Here is a 15241-nt window from a genome sequence, read left to right as displayed (position 1 = left end):
TGCGACGATCCCTCGGGCGGTCCCGGCGCGGGACCGGGAGGGAGGGCGTCGCCGTGGGTCCTCGACGCCGCTCCGAGCGCGTCGACGACCGCAGCGACGACGAGCTCGTCGCGCTGGTCCGGGAGGGCCGCACCGACGCCGTCTCCGAGCTCTGGCGCCGCCACTCCTCGGCCGGGCGCACCGTGGCCCGGGCGTGGGCGAGCAGCTCCGACCCCGACGACCTGGTCTCGGAGGCGTTCCTCCGCGTCCTGCGGGCGATCGAGCGCGGAGGCGGACCCGAGGGCGCCTTCCGCCCCTACTTCTTCACCGCCGTCCGCAACGTCGCTGGGTCCTGGGCCCGGCGGGACCGGCACGAGCGGCCGTTCGACGAGGCCGACCGCGCCCTCCCCTCTGCCGGCCCCGATCCCGAGGCGCACGCCCTCGCCGCCCTCGAGCGCGAACTGGGCGCTCGCGCGTTCCGGGCGCTGCCGCCGCGCTGGCAGGAGGTGCTCTGGTACACGGAGGTGGAGGGTCTGTCCCCCGCCGCCGCCGCGCCGCTGATGGGCCTGCGGCCCAACGCGGTCGCAGCGCTCGGGGTGCGGGCGCGGGAGGGGCTGCGCTCCGCGTGGATCCGCGAGCACGTGGCGGACGCCTCGGCGACGGGCGAGTGCGAGTGGGTGCTGGAGCGGGCGGGGACGTATGCGCGAGGACGGGTCCCCGTCCGGGACAGGCGCCGCATCGACCGGCACCTGGACGGGTGCCTCTCGTGCCGGGAGGCGCTGGCGGAGGCCGAGAGCACTGCGCGCCGCCTCGCGTCGGTGCTGCTGCCGCTGACCGCCGGGGTGAGCGGCGCAGCCGCCTGGGCGGCGGACGGGGGCTCCGGCGCGGCCTCCGGTCCGCTGCCGAGCGCGGTCCGGGCGTCGAGCGCGGTCCGCGCATCGGCGGTCCGATCGTCGAGAGCGGGCAGCGGAACAGGAGTGGCCGTCGCCGCGTCCGCTGCGGCGGCACTCGCGGTCGCGGGAGTCGTCGGGGCGGCGGTGCTGCTGTCCGGGAACGGGGGCGGCGCGCTCGTGGCGGCGGAGGACGCCTCCGCGCGGGTGGACGAGCGCGCAACGGCCGAGGCGGCTGCGCCGACGTCGAGCGGAGGAGCGACGGCGAGCGCCGACCGGCCGGAGACGGACCCGGAGGCCGCGGACCGGACGAGTACAGCGGACAGCGATCCGGCGGGGCGGTCCAGCGGTTCCGGCGCCGCTCCGAGGAGCACGGTGCCGGCCGTGGCCGGACGGGCTGCGTCGGACGATGCCGGAGCGACGCGCGCGACCCCCGGGAGGACGGGACGCCCGCCGCAGCGGGAGTCGACGCCCGATCCGGTCGGCTCACCGGCGCCGAGAGGGATCGAGGCGACCGCCTCCCCGACTCCTGCCGCCGAGCCCGCCCCGTCCCGCCCCGCCGTGACCGGCAGCCCCGCACCGGCGCCCTCCCCTGCCGTCACCGAGGCTCCGGCCCACTCCAGGCCGCCGGGGGCCACGACGGGGAGCTCCGCGCCGGGCCCGATCGGCAGCGGCCCGGCCCTGCCCTCCGCCCCGGTCCCCACACCGAGCACTCCGGTCCCGGTTCCTGTTCCGATCGTGACTCCCCCACCGGACACTCCGGCTCCGGCAGCGACGCACGTACCGAGCACTCCGACGCCGGTCCCGACAGAGGCGCCGATCACCTCCGCTCCGGTCTCGACTCCCGCACCGGTCACGAGCCCCACTCCTGCCGCACCCCCCGCTCCGGCCGCACCGACCCTCGCGCTCGACACCGACGGCCGGCTGCTGCCCGATGCCCGGGGCACCGCCGCGCCCGGCGCCGAGGTGCTCCTCGAGGACGCCTCCGACGGACGCCGCGTGGGCTCCGCCACCGCCGACGCCGACGGCTCCTGGACCGCGCCGGCGCTCCCCCTCCCCGCGGGCACGACCACGGTGCTGGCGCGCACCGCCGCAGGAGTCAGCGCCTTCGAGACGGTCGACCTGCGCGCTCCGGTGCTCCTCGCCCGGGCCGCGTCGAGCGGGGGCGCGGTCGGCGTGCTCGTGCTCGCCGACCCCGACGCGGACGGCCTCGACCTCCTGGTCGACGGCGAGCAGGTGCGATCCCTCGCTCCCGGAGCCCCCGTCCTCGCCGCGACCCTGGAGGTCGGTCCCGGGAGGCACACGATCGGCGTCCGCTACTCCTCCCCGGACGGGCGGACGGGACCCGTCGCCGCCGTGTCCGTCGATGCGGGCTGAGGCGCGCGGACCGCCCCGTGCCCCACCGTTATCCTGGGCGGATGCAGCCCGAACCCGCCGCGTCCGCGACTCCCCGGCCCGCCCCCGCGAGCACCCGTCCGACGGGCAGCGACGCCGCGTGGTCCGGCGCCCGGCCCGCGGGAAACCACTGGACCCTGACCTTCGCCTGCCCCGACCAGCCGGGCATCGTGCACGCCGTGTCCGGTGCCGTCGTCCAGGCCCGCGGCAACATCACCGAGAGCCAGCAGTTCTCGAGCGCCGACACCGGCCGCTTCTTCATGCGCCTGCAGGTGGAGTCGCCGATCAGCCGCGAGGAGTTCGCCGCCGCCCTGCTGCCGATCACCGAGCACTACGGGATGACCTGGCGCCTCGACGTCGTCGGCCGGCCGCTGCGCACCCTCGTCCTCGCCTCCACCGCCGCGCACTGCGTCAACGACCTGCTCTTCCGCCAGCGCGCCGGGCAGCTCGCGGTGGACATCCCGATGATCCTGTCCAACCACGGCAGCCTGCGCGACCTCGCCGAGTTCTACGGCGTGCCCTTCGAGTCGCGCCCCGTGGTCTCGCCGGAGTCGAAGCGCGGGTTCGAGGAGCGCGTGCTGGAGGTCGTCGAGGAGCACGACGTCGAGCTCGTGGTCCTGGCGCGCTACATGCAGATCCTCTCCCCCGAGCTCTGCGCGCGACTGGCCGGTCGCGCCATCAACATCCACCACTCCTTCCTGCCGGGCTTCAAGGGCGCCAACCCCTACAAGCAGGCGCACGCCCGCGGCGTCAAGCTGATCGGGGCGACCGCGCACTTCGTCACCAGCGACCTCGACGAGGGGCCGATCATCGAGCAGAACGTCGTCCGCGTGGACCACTCGCACTCGGTCGCTCAGCTCGTGGCGATCGGGCAGGACGAGGAGAGCCGCACGCTCACGCAGGCGGTCAAGTGGTTCGCGGAGGACCGGGTGCTCCTCGACGGGGCCCGCACCATCATCTTCCGCTGACCTCCGGCGGCTAGCATGGTCGGCGTGAATCGAGCAGGAGCGGACACCGCGGGCACCGACATCAGGATCGGCCCGAACGCGATCCTCCGGTTCCTCCTGGAGCTCGTCGCGCTGGCGACCTTCGCCCTCTGGGGCTTCGCGTCGTGGGACCTCCCGTGGAACATCGTCCTCGGCATCGGCGCTCCGGTGGTCGCCGCGCTGATCTGGGCGCTCTTCCTGTCGCCGCGCGCGGTCCTCGCGATCGACGTCTACGGCCGCTCGCTGATCGAGCTGCTCGTGATGGGCGCCGCCGCGCTGGCGTGGCTGGACCTTGGCCAGCCGGTCGTCGCGATCGTCTTCGGCGTCCTCGCCGTCGTCTCCGGCGTCATCGCGGGTCGCCGCTCCCTCTGATCCGGACGGCGGCCGCACAGGCCGAGGGGGCGCTCGCTCGGAGCCGTCCACCGCTGTCCCTGAGCGGGCACCGCTGTCCACGAGCGGCCACCGCTGTCCCCGAGGGTGCACCGTGGTCCCCGTGCGCTCGCCGCCGCTCGGAGCGGGACCGAACGCGTCGTCCCGGCTCGCAGCGGCAGGTCGCCACGGCGCTCTCCCGTCGATGCACCTCCGGGGATGCGCCACCGCAGCGGGACCCCGGGCCGATCGCGCCGCCCGGCCCCCAGTCGGAGGTGCTCCGCCCCGCCTGATCGTCGATCTCTCCCCGACCCGCTCCCGCCTCCCCTCTCGAGTCGTTCCCCCACGCAGCCCGGCCGATCCTGCTCCCTGCCCGCACCACGAGCCGCACCGTTTCCGCCTCCCCCGACCGGGACGGCGAACGGCCGCCCCCGCCGCTCCGGGAGGAGCAGGGGGACGGCCGTTCGCGGCGGTCGCGGAGGACTACTCCGCGGCGCCCGCCTCACGCTGCGCCAGGGCGCGGCGTCGGAGGCCGGTGATCACAGCACCTGCACCGAGGAGGGCGAGGGCGGCGGCTCCGAGGAGACCGCCGTCGAAGCCCGTCGACGGGAGGCCGCCGGCGCCGTGGCCGGGCGCGCCCGGTCCGGCGGTCGGCGTGGAGGTGGGCTCCCCCGGTCCGGCGGTGGGGCCGGCCGTCGGCGTCGCGGTCGGCTCCGGGGTGCCCGTGGGCTCCGGAGTCGCGGTCGGCGTCGGGGTGGGGGTGACCGCCTCGGTGACGTCGACGCTCACGAGCGTCGCGAGTCCCGAGTCGGTGTAGGCGACACGGCCGAGGTAGCGGGCCGGGCCCGCCAGGTTCGACCAGGAGACCGCGTACGCGATCGGCTCGCCCTGCACGGCGTCGACCACGGCGGGGTCGGTGCTCAGCGAGCCGAGACCGTTCTCCGGAGTGATGACGAAGCTGCGGAAGTCGAACGTGACGGTCGAGGATCCCGGAGCGGTCGAGTAGACATCGGCCTGGACCGTGTACTCGCCCGGGGCGGGGTCGGCGATGTCGACGCGCTCGTCGGCCGAGCCGGTCGCCGAGGTGAAGACCTTGTCGGTGCTCTCGCTGGTGACGGTGAGGTCGAGGTCGGCCGCGTCGTCGAGCGAGTCGAGGTCGAAGCGGGCGAACTCGGCGCCCTCCGGCACCACGACGGTGGTCGTGAGCGACTTCCCCGTGGGGAGCGTCGCCGAGTGGCCGTCGGCGGCGGTGGCGTCCTCGGCGAGAACGCCCTGGGCGAGACCGCTCGCGGTGAGCGGCAGCGCGCCGGTGATGCCGGGCGTGACCGTCACTGTGCCGGTGCCGGTCGAGCCGGTCCCGGAGACCTCGTAGGGCGCGTCCAGCAGGACCGGGCGCACCGCGATCGGGCTGCGGACGTCGTGCTCCGCGCTCGCCCAGGTCAGGTAGCCGGAGGCGAACTGGTTGAGCGCCGCCGAGCCGGTGGTGAAGGAGACCGTGTACTCGGCCGTCTGGCCCGCACCCGTGAAGGAGAGGGTCGAGGGCGAGACGACGGTGTCGATCCCGGCGAGGCCGTCGACCGAGGCGGTGTAGGTGCCCGCGCCGGTCGAGGTGACCGTGCGGGTCACGGTCTGCGTGCCCGCGAGGGCGCCGATCGCGATCGAGGCCTGGTTGAGGTCGGACGGGTCGATCGCGGCGATCGGGTCGATCACCGGGTTCGAGGTGAAGACGTAGCCCGCACCCTTGAGGAACGCGATCCAGTCCTCCGTGCCGCTCTGGTAGAGCAGTCCGGGATCGAGGAACGCGGCCGGGTCGACGTGTCCCGCGCCCTGGGCGAAGACGTCCTCGGACGCGGCGCCCGACTGGTCGACGCTGTCGTAGGCGGAGGTCATCATGGCCGACTTCACCGCGGACGGCGAGGCCTTCGGGGTCGCGCCGAGGATCAGCGCGCCGAGGCCCGCCACGTGCGGCGACGACATCGAGGTGCCGGACTCGAACGCGAAGGCGGGGTCGTCGCCCTCGGCGTTGAAGCTGTCGGCGAGGATCGCGACGCCGGGCGCCGTGAGGTCGGGCTTCAGCACGTCGGCGCCGTCCGCCTCAGCGGGTCCGCGCGACGAGAAGCCGGCGACCTGCGGGACGGGGATGGAGGCTCCGGACGAGTTGCCCTCGGAGAGGGTCACGGTCGCACCGGCGGTGCCGGCGTAGGTCGTGATCGCCTGGTAGGCCTGCGAGTCGATCTGGATGCTCGGGACCGAGTGGTCGTCGACGTGCAGGGCGTTCGGGGTCGGGTTGAGCAGCAGCATGCCGATGCCGCCGGCCCGCTCGACCTCGGCCGACTTGGAGACGCGCGCGGTGACGCCCGCGGTGCAGGCGACGATCGTGCCCTTCACCTTGTCGGGGTCGAGGGTGCCGGTCTCGCAGATGGCGGGGTTCTCGGCGCCCGCGCGGACGACGTCGGCGCTGTTCACCAGCGGTCCGGTGACGTCCTCGTGGACCGAGATGGATCCGCCGACGAACTTCTGGCCGTCACCGAGGGTGGCGGTCGCGGTGTAGGTCGGGATGGAGGACGCGGCGACCGTGGTGTACCAGGGCGACGCGTGGTCGAGCGTGGAGGCGCCCGCACCCGAGTTGCCGGCCGAGGCCGCGACGAAGACGCCGGCGGCGGCGGCGTTGAGGAACGCCTCGTCGATCGCGGTCAGGGTCGAGGTGGCCGAGCCGCCGCCGATCGAGAAGTTGATGACGTCGACGCCGTCCTTGGTCGCGGCGTCGATGGCCGCGAGGATGCCCGCTCCGGAGCAGAAGTCGTCGTCGTCGGTGCCCTCGTCGGGTCCGTTCCAGCAGACCTTGTACGCGGCGACCTTGGCGGCCGGGGCGACTCCGGAGATCTTCCCGTAGTCGTAGCCGTCGACGCTCGCCTCGACGCCGTTGTTGCCGGCTGCCGTGCTCGCGGTGTGCGAGCCGTGTCCGTCGGCGTCGCGCGGGGAGCGGTACTCGGGGTTGTCCGTTGAGCCGACCTCCTCGTCCGCGAGGAACCAGCGTGCGCCGATGAGCTTCTGGTTGCACTCGTCGCCGTCCCACTGCTCGGAGGCGGGGAGCCCCGGCGAGCAGGAGCCGACGAAGGTGCCGCCGTCCGACTTCACGAAGGAGGTGGTGGTGCCGTCCGTGTAGGGGGCCGCTCCGGGCGAGGTCGCCAGGGGCGCGCCCGCGAAGGAGGGGTTCTCGGGCGCGATGCCGGAGTCGATGACGCCGACGACGACGCCCTCGCCCGCCTTGTCGATGCCGCCCAGCTTCTGCCAGACGCCGTCCTGGCCCTCGAGGCCGAGGAAGTCGGTGGAGCGCTGCTGTCCGGTGTCGGGCACCGGGATGTCGGCGGCGGCCGCGGCGAGCGGCGAGGCCTGCGCGGCGCGGTCGACCTTCAGGTTCTCGACCTTGCGGACCTGGGCGACGTCGCGGCGGCTCGCGAGCTCGCCCGCCTGCTCGCCCGAGAGAGTCGCGGAGAAGCCGTTGAGGGCGACGGTGTAGTGGTAGCCGATGGCGGCGTCGACCGCGGAGGCGACGTCCTCCTGGCGCTGCTCGAGGTGGGCGGAGTAGTCCTCCACCGGAGCCGACGCGGCCTGCAGCTGCGCACCGTCGACGGGCGCGGTGCGGGCGAAGCGGGCATCGCTGCCCTGGTAGGTGGCCGCGGAGGGCTCGACGAGGGTGACGACGTAGTCGCCGTCGTCGAAGCTCTGGCCGACGGAGAGCCCGCCGACGAGCGAGGCGCTGCCGGCGAGAGGGGCGGCACTGGCGCCGGTGGTGGCGAAGGCCGCGGTCGCGGCGACTCCGAGGACGGCGAGGCCCGCGAGGATGCGCCTCTCAGCGCGGCGGACGGGTGGTCGGTGGGACAGGTGGATCGGCAATCGATGTCCTTACTCACATTCGCTGGGAACCGGATCGGTTTCCACACTGAAACGACCCTACGAACTCGATTGCCCAGCTTTATTACGAACGGGTAACGAAGTTGACGCTGAAGGGGGCCGATCCGTTGGCACTCTCCCTCTGTGAGTGCTAATTTCTTCGCGCTGAGCCGGGTCGGCTCAACTCTTGGAACTCTTCGTTGCACGACTGAATGGAGTGATCTCATGGCTGCCACCTACGACCCCGTCCGCGAGCTGGACCGCCTCACCACCGCCCTCCTCGGCTCCGGTCAGGGGCCCCGCCGGATGCCGATCGACCTGTACCGGGACGGCGACCACTACGTCCTCACCGCCGACCTCCCCGGCATCGACCCGGGGTCCGTCGACGTCGACGTGGACGGGCAGCTCCTCACCATCCGCGCCCAGCGCACCGTCGCGGGCGGCGACGATGTCACCTGGATCACCCAGGAGCGCCAGTCGGCGACCTTCGTCCGCCAGCTGAGCCTCGGCCAGGGCGTCGACACCGAGCGCATCGTCGCGTCCTCCGACGACGGCGTGCTCTCGGTGACCATCCCGGTCAGCGAGAAGGCGCGTCCCCGCCGTATCGAGGTCGTCTCGTCCGCCCGCCCCGAGCAGGTGCGGATCGGCGAGGCGGCCGCCGAGTAGGACGACGACCGATGGCCCGTCCGCGATCGTGCGGGCGGGCCCTTCGCGTGTCCGCACGCCCTACGCTGGCCGGATGCGCGCCTCCTCCTCCGATACCGCTGTCGGCGTCCTGCTCCCCCGCGATCTCCCCGCCTCCGAGGTGCTCGGCTACGCCCGCCGCGCCGAGGAGCTCGGCTTCGACGAGCTCTGGGTGGTCGAGGACCTCGGCTTCCGCGGCGGCATCGCCCAGGCCGGCGCGGTACTCGCCGCCACCGAGCGGATCGTCGTCGGCATCGGCATCCTGCCCGCCGCCGTCCGCACGGCGGCCTTCACCGCGATGGAGCTCGGCACTCTCGCCGAACTGTTCCCCGGCCGCGTCCACGCCGGCATCGGGCACGGGATGCCGCACTGGATGCGCGGCCTCGGCGTCTGGCCGCGCAGCCCGCTCACCCTGCTCGAGGAGCAGTTCGACGCGATCCGCTCGCTGCTCTCCGGCGAGCGCACCGACCGCTCCGGCCGCTACGTGCACGCGGACGGCCTCGTCCTGGAGTCGCCGCCCGCCGTCGTGCCGCCGCTGCTGGCCGGCGTCCGTGGACCGAAGTCGCTGGCGCTCGCGGGCCGGATCGCCGACGGGGTCGTCCTGGCCGAGCCCGTCACTCCGGAGTACCTCGCGGCGGCCCGCGGCCACCTCGGCGGCACCGGGCGGATCGTCGCCTACAACGTGGCCGCCGTGGACGACGACGCGGCCGCCGCGCGCGACGCGGTCCGGCCGGGACTCGAGTGGATCGGCGAGCCGGACTGGGCGCCGCACATCGAGCCGCTCCCCTTCGCCGGGGACTTCGCCCGCCTGCGGGCCGAGAGCGCCGACCGCGCCGCCTTCGTCCGCGACCTGCCCGACGCCTGGGTCGACCAGCTGGCCGTCGTGGGCACCCCCGAGGACGCTCGTCGGCGCATCGGCCTGCTGCACGAGGCCGGTGCGTCGAGCGTCGTGCTGATGCCGTCGGGGCCCGATCCGCTCCACGCGATGGAGGACCTCGCCCGGGCGCTCTGAGGCGCTCGGCCCGGCCACGTCTCACCGAGCCCTCAGACGCGTCCGGCCCGCAGGATCCGAGGATCGTGCGGGCCGGACGCGTCTGCTGAAGCCGGAAATCAGGCCGACATGCGGGCCTTCAGGTTCTCGTCGAGGGTCGCGAGGAACTCCTCGGTCGTCTGCCAGCCCTGCTCGGGGCCGACGAGCAGGGCGAGGTCCTTCGTCATCTTCCCGGACTCGACCGTCTTGATGACCACGTCCTCCAGCGTGAGCGAGAAGTCGATGAGCTCCTGGTTGCCGTCGAGCTTGCCGCGGTGCGCGAGGCCGCGCGTCCAGGCGTAGATCGAGGCGATCGGGTTCGTCGAGGTGGGCTTGCCGGCCTGGTGCTGGCGGTAGTGGCGCGTGACGGTGCCGTGCGCCGCCTCCGCCTCGACGACGCTGCCGTCGGGCGTGGAGAGCACGGAGGTCATCAGGCCCAGCGAGCCGAAGCCCTGCGCGACGGTGTCGGACTGGACGTCGCCGTCGTAGTTCTTGCAGGCCCAGACGTAGCCGCCCTCCCACTTCATGGCCGAGGCGACCATGTCGTCGATGAGGCGGTGCTCGTAGGTGAGGCCCGCGGCGTCGAAGCGCTCCTTGAACTCGGTCTCGAAGATCTCCTCGAAGATGTCCTTGAAGCGGCCGTCGTAGGCCTTGAGGATCGTGTTCTTGGTGGAGAGGTACACCGGGTAGTTGCGCGAGAGGCCGTAGTTCAGCGACGAGCGGGCGAAGTCGCGGATCGACGCGTCCTGGTTGTACTGGACCTGCGCGATGCCGTCGTCCGGGGCCTTGTAGACCTCGAACCTCATCGGCTCGGAGCCGTCCTCGGGCGTGAACTCGACGGTCAGCGTGCCCTTGCCCTTGAAGACGAAGTCGGTGGCGCGGTACTGGTCGCCGAACGCGTGGCGGCCGATGATGATCGGCTTGTTCCAGCCGGGGACCAGGCGCGGGATGTTCGAGATGATGATCGGCTCGCGGAAGATCACGCCGCCGAGGATGTTGCGGATCGTGCCGTTGGGCGACTTCCACATCTTCTTGAGGCCGAACTCCTCGACGCGGGCCTCGTCGGGGGTGATGGTCGCGCACTTCACGCCGACGCCGTGCTTCTGGATGGCGTGCGCCGCGTCGATCGTGACCTGGTCGTCCGTCTCGTCGCGGTACTCGATGCCGAGGTCGTAGTACTCGAGGTTCACGTCGAGGTACGGGTGGATGAGGGTGTCCTTGATCTTCTGCCAGATGATGCGCGTCATCTCGTCGCCGTCGAGCTCGACGACCGTTCCCTCAACCTTGATCTTGGACATTGCTCTCCCATGGTGTCGATGACCCCGCACCTGTGCGGGACGGGCGGCTCTGCACCGCTCCGGATGGCCTCCGCCAGCCTACCCGAGGCCCGAACTGTCTCGATGTCGAGACAGTTCTCGATCGTCCGCGCCGGGGCCGGCGCACGTCGCCCGACAGGAGGATGCCCGCCGTCCTGCGCCGCCGGTACAGTGACGGCATGAGTGACCTCCGCCTGGAAGAGCTGTCCGCCTCGAACATCTCCGCCGTGAACGGTCTGAGCCTCAAACCCGGCCAGGAGCAGTTCATCGCGCCGGTCTCCTACTCCGCCGCCGCCGCGGTGATCGACCCGGGCGCCTCCTGGCAGCGGGCCGTGATGGACGGCGACGAGCTGGTCGGCTTCATCCACGCGCACTTCGACCCGGAGGCGGCGGAGGAGTTCCGCAGCTGCATCTGGCGCATCAACATCGACGCGGCGAAGCAGGGCCGCGGCGTGGGCACCTTCGCCGTCCGCGCCACCGCCGACGAGGCGCGCGCCCGCGGCTTCGACACCCTCACGGTGATCTGGGAGTCCGGCGAGGACGGCCCGGAGCAGTTCTTCCGCTGGATCGGCTTCGAGGTCGTCGGCGAGACGCAGTACGGCGAGAACATCGGGGCGCTGACGCTCTGAGCGCGGCGCCGGAGGCAGCGGAGCCGGCCGACTTCGTCTCCGCCGTCCTCGAGGTGGTCGCCTCGATCCCGCCCGGCCGCGTGATGGCCTACGGCGAGATCGCCGCGGTCCTCGGCACTCGTGCGGCACGCGCGGTCGGTACGGTGATGGCCCGTTACGGCTCCGACACCGCCTGGTGGCGCGTCGTCCGCGCGGGAGGAGCGCCCCCGGTCGGCCACGAGGAGCGCGCCCGCCGGGAGTACGAGCGAGAGGGCACGCCCCTCGTCGTCACGCCGGGCGGCTGGCGCGTCGACGTGCGCAGCGCCCGCTGGCGCCCCTGAGCCGGGAGCGGCTCCGGGAGGTGGGTCGCGAGCAGCAGCCGATCAGACGAGCGAGTCCCGCCAGGCCGCGTGCAGGGTGGCGAAGCGGCCCTTGCCGGCGATGAGCGCCTCCGGGGTGCCGTCCTCGACGATGCGGCCGTGCTCCATCACCAGCACCCGGTCGGCGATCGCGACCGTCGAGAGGCGGTGCGCGATGATGACCGCCGTGCGGTCCGCCAGGAGCGTCTGCAGGCCCTGCTGCACCAGGCGCTCGCTCGGGATGTCGAGGGAGGAGGTCGCCTCGTCCAGGATCAGCACCGCCGGGTCGGCCAGGAACGCGCGGGCGAACGAGATCAGCTGGCGCTGACCGGCCGAGACGCGACCGCCGCGCTTGTTCACGTCGGTGTCGTAGCCGTCCGGCAGCGCCTGGATGAACTCGTGCGCGCCGACCGCCTGCGCGGCCCGGACGATCTCGTCGTAGGACGCGGTCGGCCGCCCGATCGCGATGTTGTCGGCGACGGATCCGGAGAAGAGGTACGCCTCCTGGGTGACCATCACGATCGCGCGCCGCAGGTCCTTCGGGTGCAGCTGCCGCAGGTCCACGCCGTCGAGGGCCACCACGCCGTCGCTCGGGTCGTAGAAGCGCGAGATCAGCTTGGCGAGCGTCGTCTTGCCGGCGCCCGTGGACCCGACGAGGGCGATGGTCTGCCCGGCGGGGATGTCGAGGTCGAAGCGCGGCAGCACCTCGCGGTCGGCGGTGTAGGCGAAGCGGACGCCCTCGAAGCCGAGGCGGCCCCGCGCCTGGCGCAGGTCGACCGGGCGGGCCGGATCCGGGACGCTCGGCTCCTCGGCCAGCACGCCCGAGATCTTCTCGAGCGCGGCGGCCGCCGACTGGTAGGAGTTGTAGAACATCGCCATCTCCTGCACCGGGTCGAAGAAGCGCCGGGTGTAGAGCAGGACCGCCAGCAGCGCGCCGATCTCGAGCCCGCCGTCGAGGACGCGGACGCCGCCGATGAACAGCACCACGGCGACGGTGACGTTGCCGATCAGCACGAGCCCGGGGTCGAAGGTGCCGAACACCCCGAAGACGCGCTTGTAGGCGAGCCGGTACTGCTCGACGACCCCGCCGAACACGGACTCGTTGCGCTTCTGCGTGCGGAAGGTCTGCACGGCGCGGATGCCGGTCATCGACTCCACGAACTGCACGATCAGCCGCGACGAGGCGACGCGGGTGCCGCGGAACAGCGCCTGCGACCGTTTCTGGAACCAGCGGGTGAGCAGCGCGAGCGGCACCAGGGCGCAGGCGAGCACGATGCCGCTCACGCCGTCAAGGGAGACGAGGGCGATCGCGACGAAGCCCATGTAGAGCGCACCCTGCACCAGCTGGTTGATGCCGGAGTCGAGCAGCTCGCGGATGGAGTCGAGATCGCTGGTCTGGCGCGAGATGATCCGGCCGGAGGTGTAGTTCTCGTGGAACTCCAGGCTCAGCTTCTGGGTGTGCAGGAAGACCCGCTTGCGCAGGTCGATCAGGATCGCCTGGCTCACCCGCGCGGAGAGCACGGTGTACCAGGCGACCAGGAGCGCGCCGACGAGCCCGGTGAGGATGTAGGCGCCGACGGTGACCGCCAGCGGGACCGCGTTCCCCGAGAGGACCGCGGGCAGGCCGTTGTCGATGCCCGCCGCGATCAGCGCCGGTCCCGCGACCTGGGCAGCGGTCGCGACGACGACCACGACCGCGGTGAGCACCAGCCGCAGCCGGAGCGGCCGCAGCAGGGACCCGAGCAGCCGCAGCGAGCGCCGACGCAGAGCCGCCGACTCCGCTCTGCTGAGGTCGTCGCGCTCCTCGGAGGAACCGAGCGTGCTCATGATCGCGTCTCCTGGTGGGTCGTCGTGGGGCGGGAGCCGATGCGCTCGGTCCCGGCGGGCCGGGTCAGCTCGTCCTCCTCGAGGCTCGAGATGACGAAGCGGTAGTGCGGGCTGCTCGCGAGCAGCTCGCTGTGGGTGCCGACCGCGGTGATGCGGCCCTCCTCCATCAGTGCCACGCGATCGGCGAGCGCCACCGTCGAGGGGCGGTGGGCGACGATGATCGCCGTGGTGTCGCCGAGCACGCGGCGCAGCCCCGCCTCGACGCGCGCCTCCGTGTCGACGTCGAGCGCCGAGAGCGGGTCGTCGAGGACGAGCACCGACGGACGCGCGGCCACCGCGCGGGCGAGGGCCAGGCGCTGGCGCTGGCCGCCGGAGAGGCTCATCCCCTCCTCGCCCACCTTGGTGTCCAGGCCCTCGGGAAGGCGGTGGACGAAGTCGGCCTGCGCGATCTCGAGGGCCTCGAGCAGCTCCTCCTCGGTCGCGTCGGGTCGGCCGAGGAGGACGTTCTCGCGCACGCTGGTGGAGAAGAGCGTCGCGTCCTCGAACGCCATGCCGATGTGCGTGCGCAGCTCGTCGCGGCGGAGCCGGCGGATGTCGACGCCGTCGAGCTCGATGGCTCCGCCGGTCACGTCGTAGAGGCGCGGGAGCAGCGCGGTGAGCGTCGTCTTCCCGGAGCCGGTGATGCCGACCAGCGCCATCGTCTCGCCCGGCTCGACCTCGAGGTCGACGCCGTCGAGGAGGTCGCGGTAGCGCTCGGGTGCGTCCTGGTAGCGGAAGTGGACGTCGCGGAAGCGCACCCGGCCGCGCGGCTCGAGGATCGTCTCGGGGTCCTCCGGGTCGGTGATGGTGTTCCGGCTGTCCATCACCTCGAAGTAGCGGTCGACCGCCGTGCGGGTGTCGAAGGTCATCGAGAGGAGGAAGCCGATCGACTCGACCGGCCAGCGCAGCACGGTCGCGGTGGCGAAGAAGGCGAACAGCTCGCCGACGCTCAGCTGACCGGCCGCGGCGAGCCAGACCCCGCCGAGCAGGCAGAGCGCGAACGCGATGTCCGGCACCAGCAGCAGGACGAGCCAGATCCCGGCGATGGCACGGGCCTTGTCGATCTCGGTGCCGCGGAGCTTCTCGGCCTGGCCGGCGAAGTTCTCCAGCGCGTGCTGGTGGCGGCCGAAGGCCTTGAGGACGCGGATGCCGTGCACCGACTGCTCGACGGTCGTGGCGAGGTCGCCCGCCTGGTCCTGGCTGCGGCGCGCGATGCTCGAGTAGCGCTTCTCGAACGCGAACCCGTAGATCCAGACCGGGATCGAGCACACGACGAAGAGCACGCCGAGGATCGGGTTCCAGTAGACGAGGACGCCGAAGCCGACGACGATCGTCAGCGCATTGACCACGAGCAGGACGAAGCCGAAGGCGATCCAGCGGCGGATGAGGCTGAGGTCGCTCATCGCCCGCGACAGGAGCTGCCCGCTCTGCCAGCGGTCGTGGAACGAGACGGGGAGGTCCTGCAGGCGGCTGTAGAGCGCCGAGCGCATGCGCGCCTCGATCCGCGTGCTGGGGGTGAGGACCATCCGGCGGCGCAGCGCGATGGCACCGGCCTCGACGACGCCGAGCACGAGGATGACGGCGACCGGGCCGATCAGCGGCCCGAGGTCGCCGGAGCCGGCGGAGGCCGCTCCGTCCCCGAGCGGCCCGTCGACGAGCTGCTGCAGGACGATCGGGATGACCAGCGACACCAGGCTCGCCACGAGCGCGACCGCGATGCCGCCGACCAGCCGGGGCAGGGAGTCGCCGACGAAGGGGACGAGGCGCAGCAGCGTCTGCAGCGTGCTCGGGCGCTTCTGCGCGGGGGCGCCGGGAGACGGGAGGGCGGGAGCGGACACGGCGGAGGGCTTTCGCGACGAGGGCGG

At 73.0% G+C, this 15241-nt stretch carries 11 protein-coding genes; 7 read left to right on the top strand and 4 right to left on the bottom strand.

Annotated features, from left to right (window positions below; genetic code table 11):
* The first annotated feature begins 53 nt into the window (after window positions 1-53).
* From C5C59_RS17695 to C5C59_RS04050, 3 genes are read left to right on the top strand one after another with little or no spacing between them, the layout of a single operon-like run.
* Window positions 54-2246, top strand: a complete 2193-nt coding sequence (locus C5C59_RS17695; protein ID WP_146083118.1) for a sigma-70 family RNA polymerase sigma factor — start codon at window positions 54-56, stop codon at window positions 2244-2246.
* 41 nt (window positions 2247-2287) lie between these two features.
* Window positions 2288-3232, top strand: a complete 945-nt coding sequence (gene purU / locus C5C59_RS04055) for a formyltetrahydrofolate deformylase (protein WP_104224944.1) — start codon at window positions 2288-2290, stop codon at window positions 3230-3232.
* 24 nt (window positions 3233-3256) lie between these two features.
* On the top strand, window positions 3257-3622 hold the full coding sequence (locus C5C59_RS04050) for a YrdB family protein (protein WP_104276971.1): 366 nt from the start codon (window positions 3257-3259) through the stop codon (window positions 3620-3622).
* 480 nt (window positions 3623-4102) lie between these two features.
* Here the strand turns inward: C5C59_RS04050 and C5C59_RS04045 are convergent, their stop codons facing one another.
* On the bottom strand, window positions 4103-7516 hold the full coding sequence (locus C5C59_RS04045; RefSeq protein WP_104238478.1) for a S8 family serine peptidase: 3414 nt from the start codon (window positions 7514-7516) through the stop codon (window positions 4103-4105).
* A gap of 222 nt (window positions 7517-7738) precedes the next feature.
* Between C5C59_RS04045 and C5C59_RS04040 the strand changes: the two genes are divergently transcribed.
* Both C5C59_RS04040 and C5C59_RS04035 read left to right on the top strand, forming a co-directional pair.
* Window positions 7739-8179, top strand: a complete 441-nt coding sequence (locus C5C59_RS04040) for an Hsp20/alpha crystallin family protein (RefSeq protein ID WP_104238477.1) — start codon at window positions 7739-7741, stop codon at window positions 8177-8179.
* Between the two features lie 73 nt (window positions 8180-8252).
* The gene (locus tag C5C59_RS04035) at window positions 8253-9209 is read left to right on the top strand and encodes an LLM class flavin-dependent oxidoreductase (RefSeq protein WP_104238476.1); all 957 of its coding nucleotides are present in this window, start codon (window positions 8253-8255) and stop codon (window positions 9207-9209) included.
* 98 nt (window positions 9210-9307) lie between these two features.
* On the opposite strand, the gene C5C59_RS04030 is transcribed toward C5C59_RS04035, so the two are convergent.
* Window positions 9308-10525 (bottom strand): NADP-dependent isocitrate dehydrogenase, encoded by a 1218-nt coding sequence (locus C5C59_RS04030; RefSeq protein WP_104224939.1) that lies wholly within the window; start codon window positions 10523-10525, stop codon window positions 9308-9310.
* 197 nt (window positions 10526-10722) lie between these two features.
* On the opposite strand from C5C59_RS04030, the gene C5C59_RS04025 reads away from it, so the two are divergent.
* Both C5C59_RS04025 and C5C59_RS04020 read left to right on the top strand, forming a co-directional pair.
* Window positions 10723-11172, top strand: coding sequence for a GNAT family N-acetyltransferase (locus C5C59_RS04025; RefSeq protein ID WP_104224946.1), 450 nt, complete (start codon window positions 10723-10725; stop codon window positions 11170-11172).
* Window positions 11169-11492, top strand: a complete 324-nt coding sequence (locus C5C59_RS04020) for an MGMT family protein (protein ID WP_104238475.1) — start codon at window positions 11169-11171, stop codon at window positions 11490-11492. The genes C5C59_RS04025 and C5C59_RS04020 overlap by 4 nt, the downstream gene beginning before the upstream one ends.
* A 42-nt stretch (window positions 11493-11534) precedes the next feature.
* On the opposite strand, the gene C5C59_RS04015 is transcribed toward C5C59_RS04020, so the two are convergent.
* Together C5C59_RS04015 and C5C59_RS04010 are read right to left on the bottom strand one after the other, a co-directional pair.
* Complete coding sequence (locus tag C5C59_RS04015; RefSeq protein WP_104238474.1) at window positions 11535-13337, bottom strand: ABC transporter ATP-binding protein; 1803 nt, start codon at window positions 13335-13337, stop codon at window positions 11535-11537.
* Window positions 13334-15214 (bottom strand): ABC transporter ATP-binding protein, encoded by a 1881-nt coding sequence (locus C5C59_RS04010; protein ID WP_104238473.1) that lies wholly within the window; start codon window positions 15212-15214, stop codon window positions 13334-13336. Before C5C59_RS04010 ends, C5C59_RS04015 begins: the two co-directional genes overlap by 4 nt.
* Window positions 15215-15241: the final 27 nt, after the last annotated feature.

The organism is Rathayibacter sp. AY1F4, assembly GCF_002931775.1.
Lineage (GTDB): Bacteria > Actinomycetota > Actinomycetes > Actinomycetales > Microbacteriaceae > Rathayibacter.
Note: the sequence above shows the minus strand (reverse complement) of the source record. Positions and strands in the feature narration are given on the sequence as shown.

Coding starts and splice junctions, on each gene's coding strand:
- purU (WP_104224944.1), top strand. CDS start 2,288: ATGCAGCCCGAACCCGCCGCGTCCGCGACTCCCCGGCCCGCCCCCGCG.
- C5C59_RS04040 (WP_104238477.1), top strand. CDS start 7,739: ATGGCTGCCACCTACGACCCCGTCCGCGAGCTGGACCGCCTCACCACC.
- C5C59_RS04035 (WP_104238476.1), top strand. CDS start 8,253: ATGCGCGCCTCCTCCTCCGATACCGCTGTCGGCGTCCTGCTCCCCCGC.
- C5C59_RS04030 (WP_104224939.1), bottom strand. CDS start 10,525: ATGTCCAAGATCAAGGTTGAGGGAACGGTCGTCGAGCTCGACGGCGAC.
- C5C59_RS04025 (WP_104224946.1), top strand. CDS start 10,723: ATGAGTGACCTCCGCCTGGAAGAGCTGTCCGCCTCGAACATCTCCGCC.
- C5C59_RS04015 (WP_104238474.1), bottom strand. CDS start 13,337: ATGAGCACGCTCGGTTCCTCCGAGGAGCGCGACGACCTCAGCAGAGCG.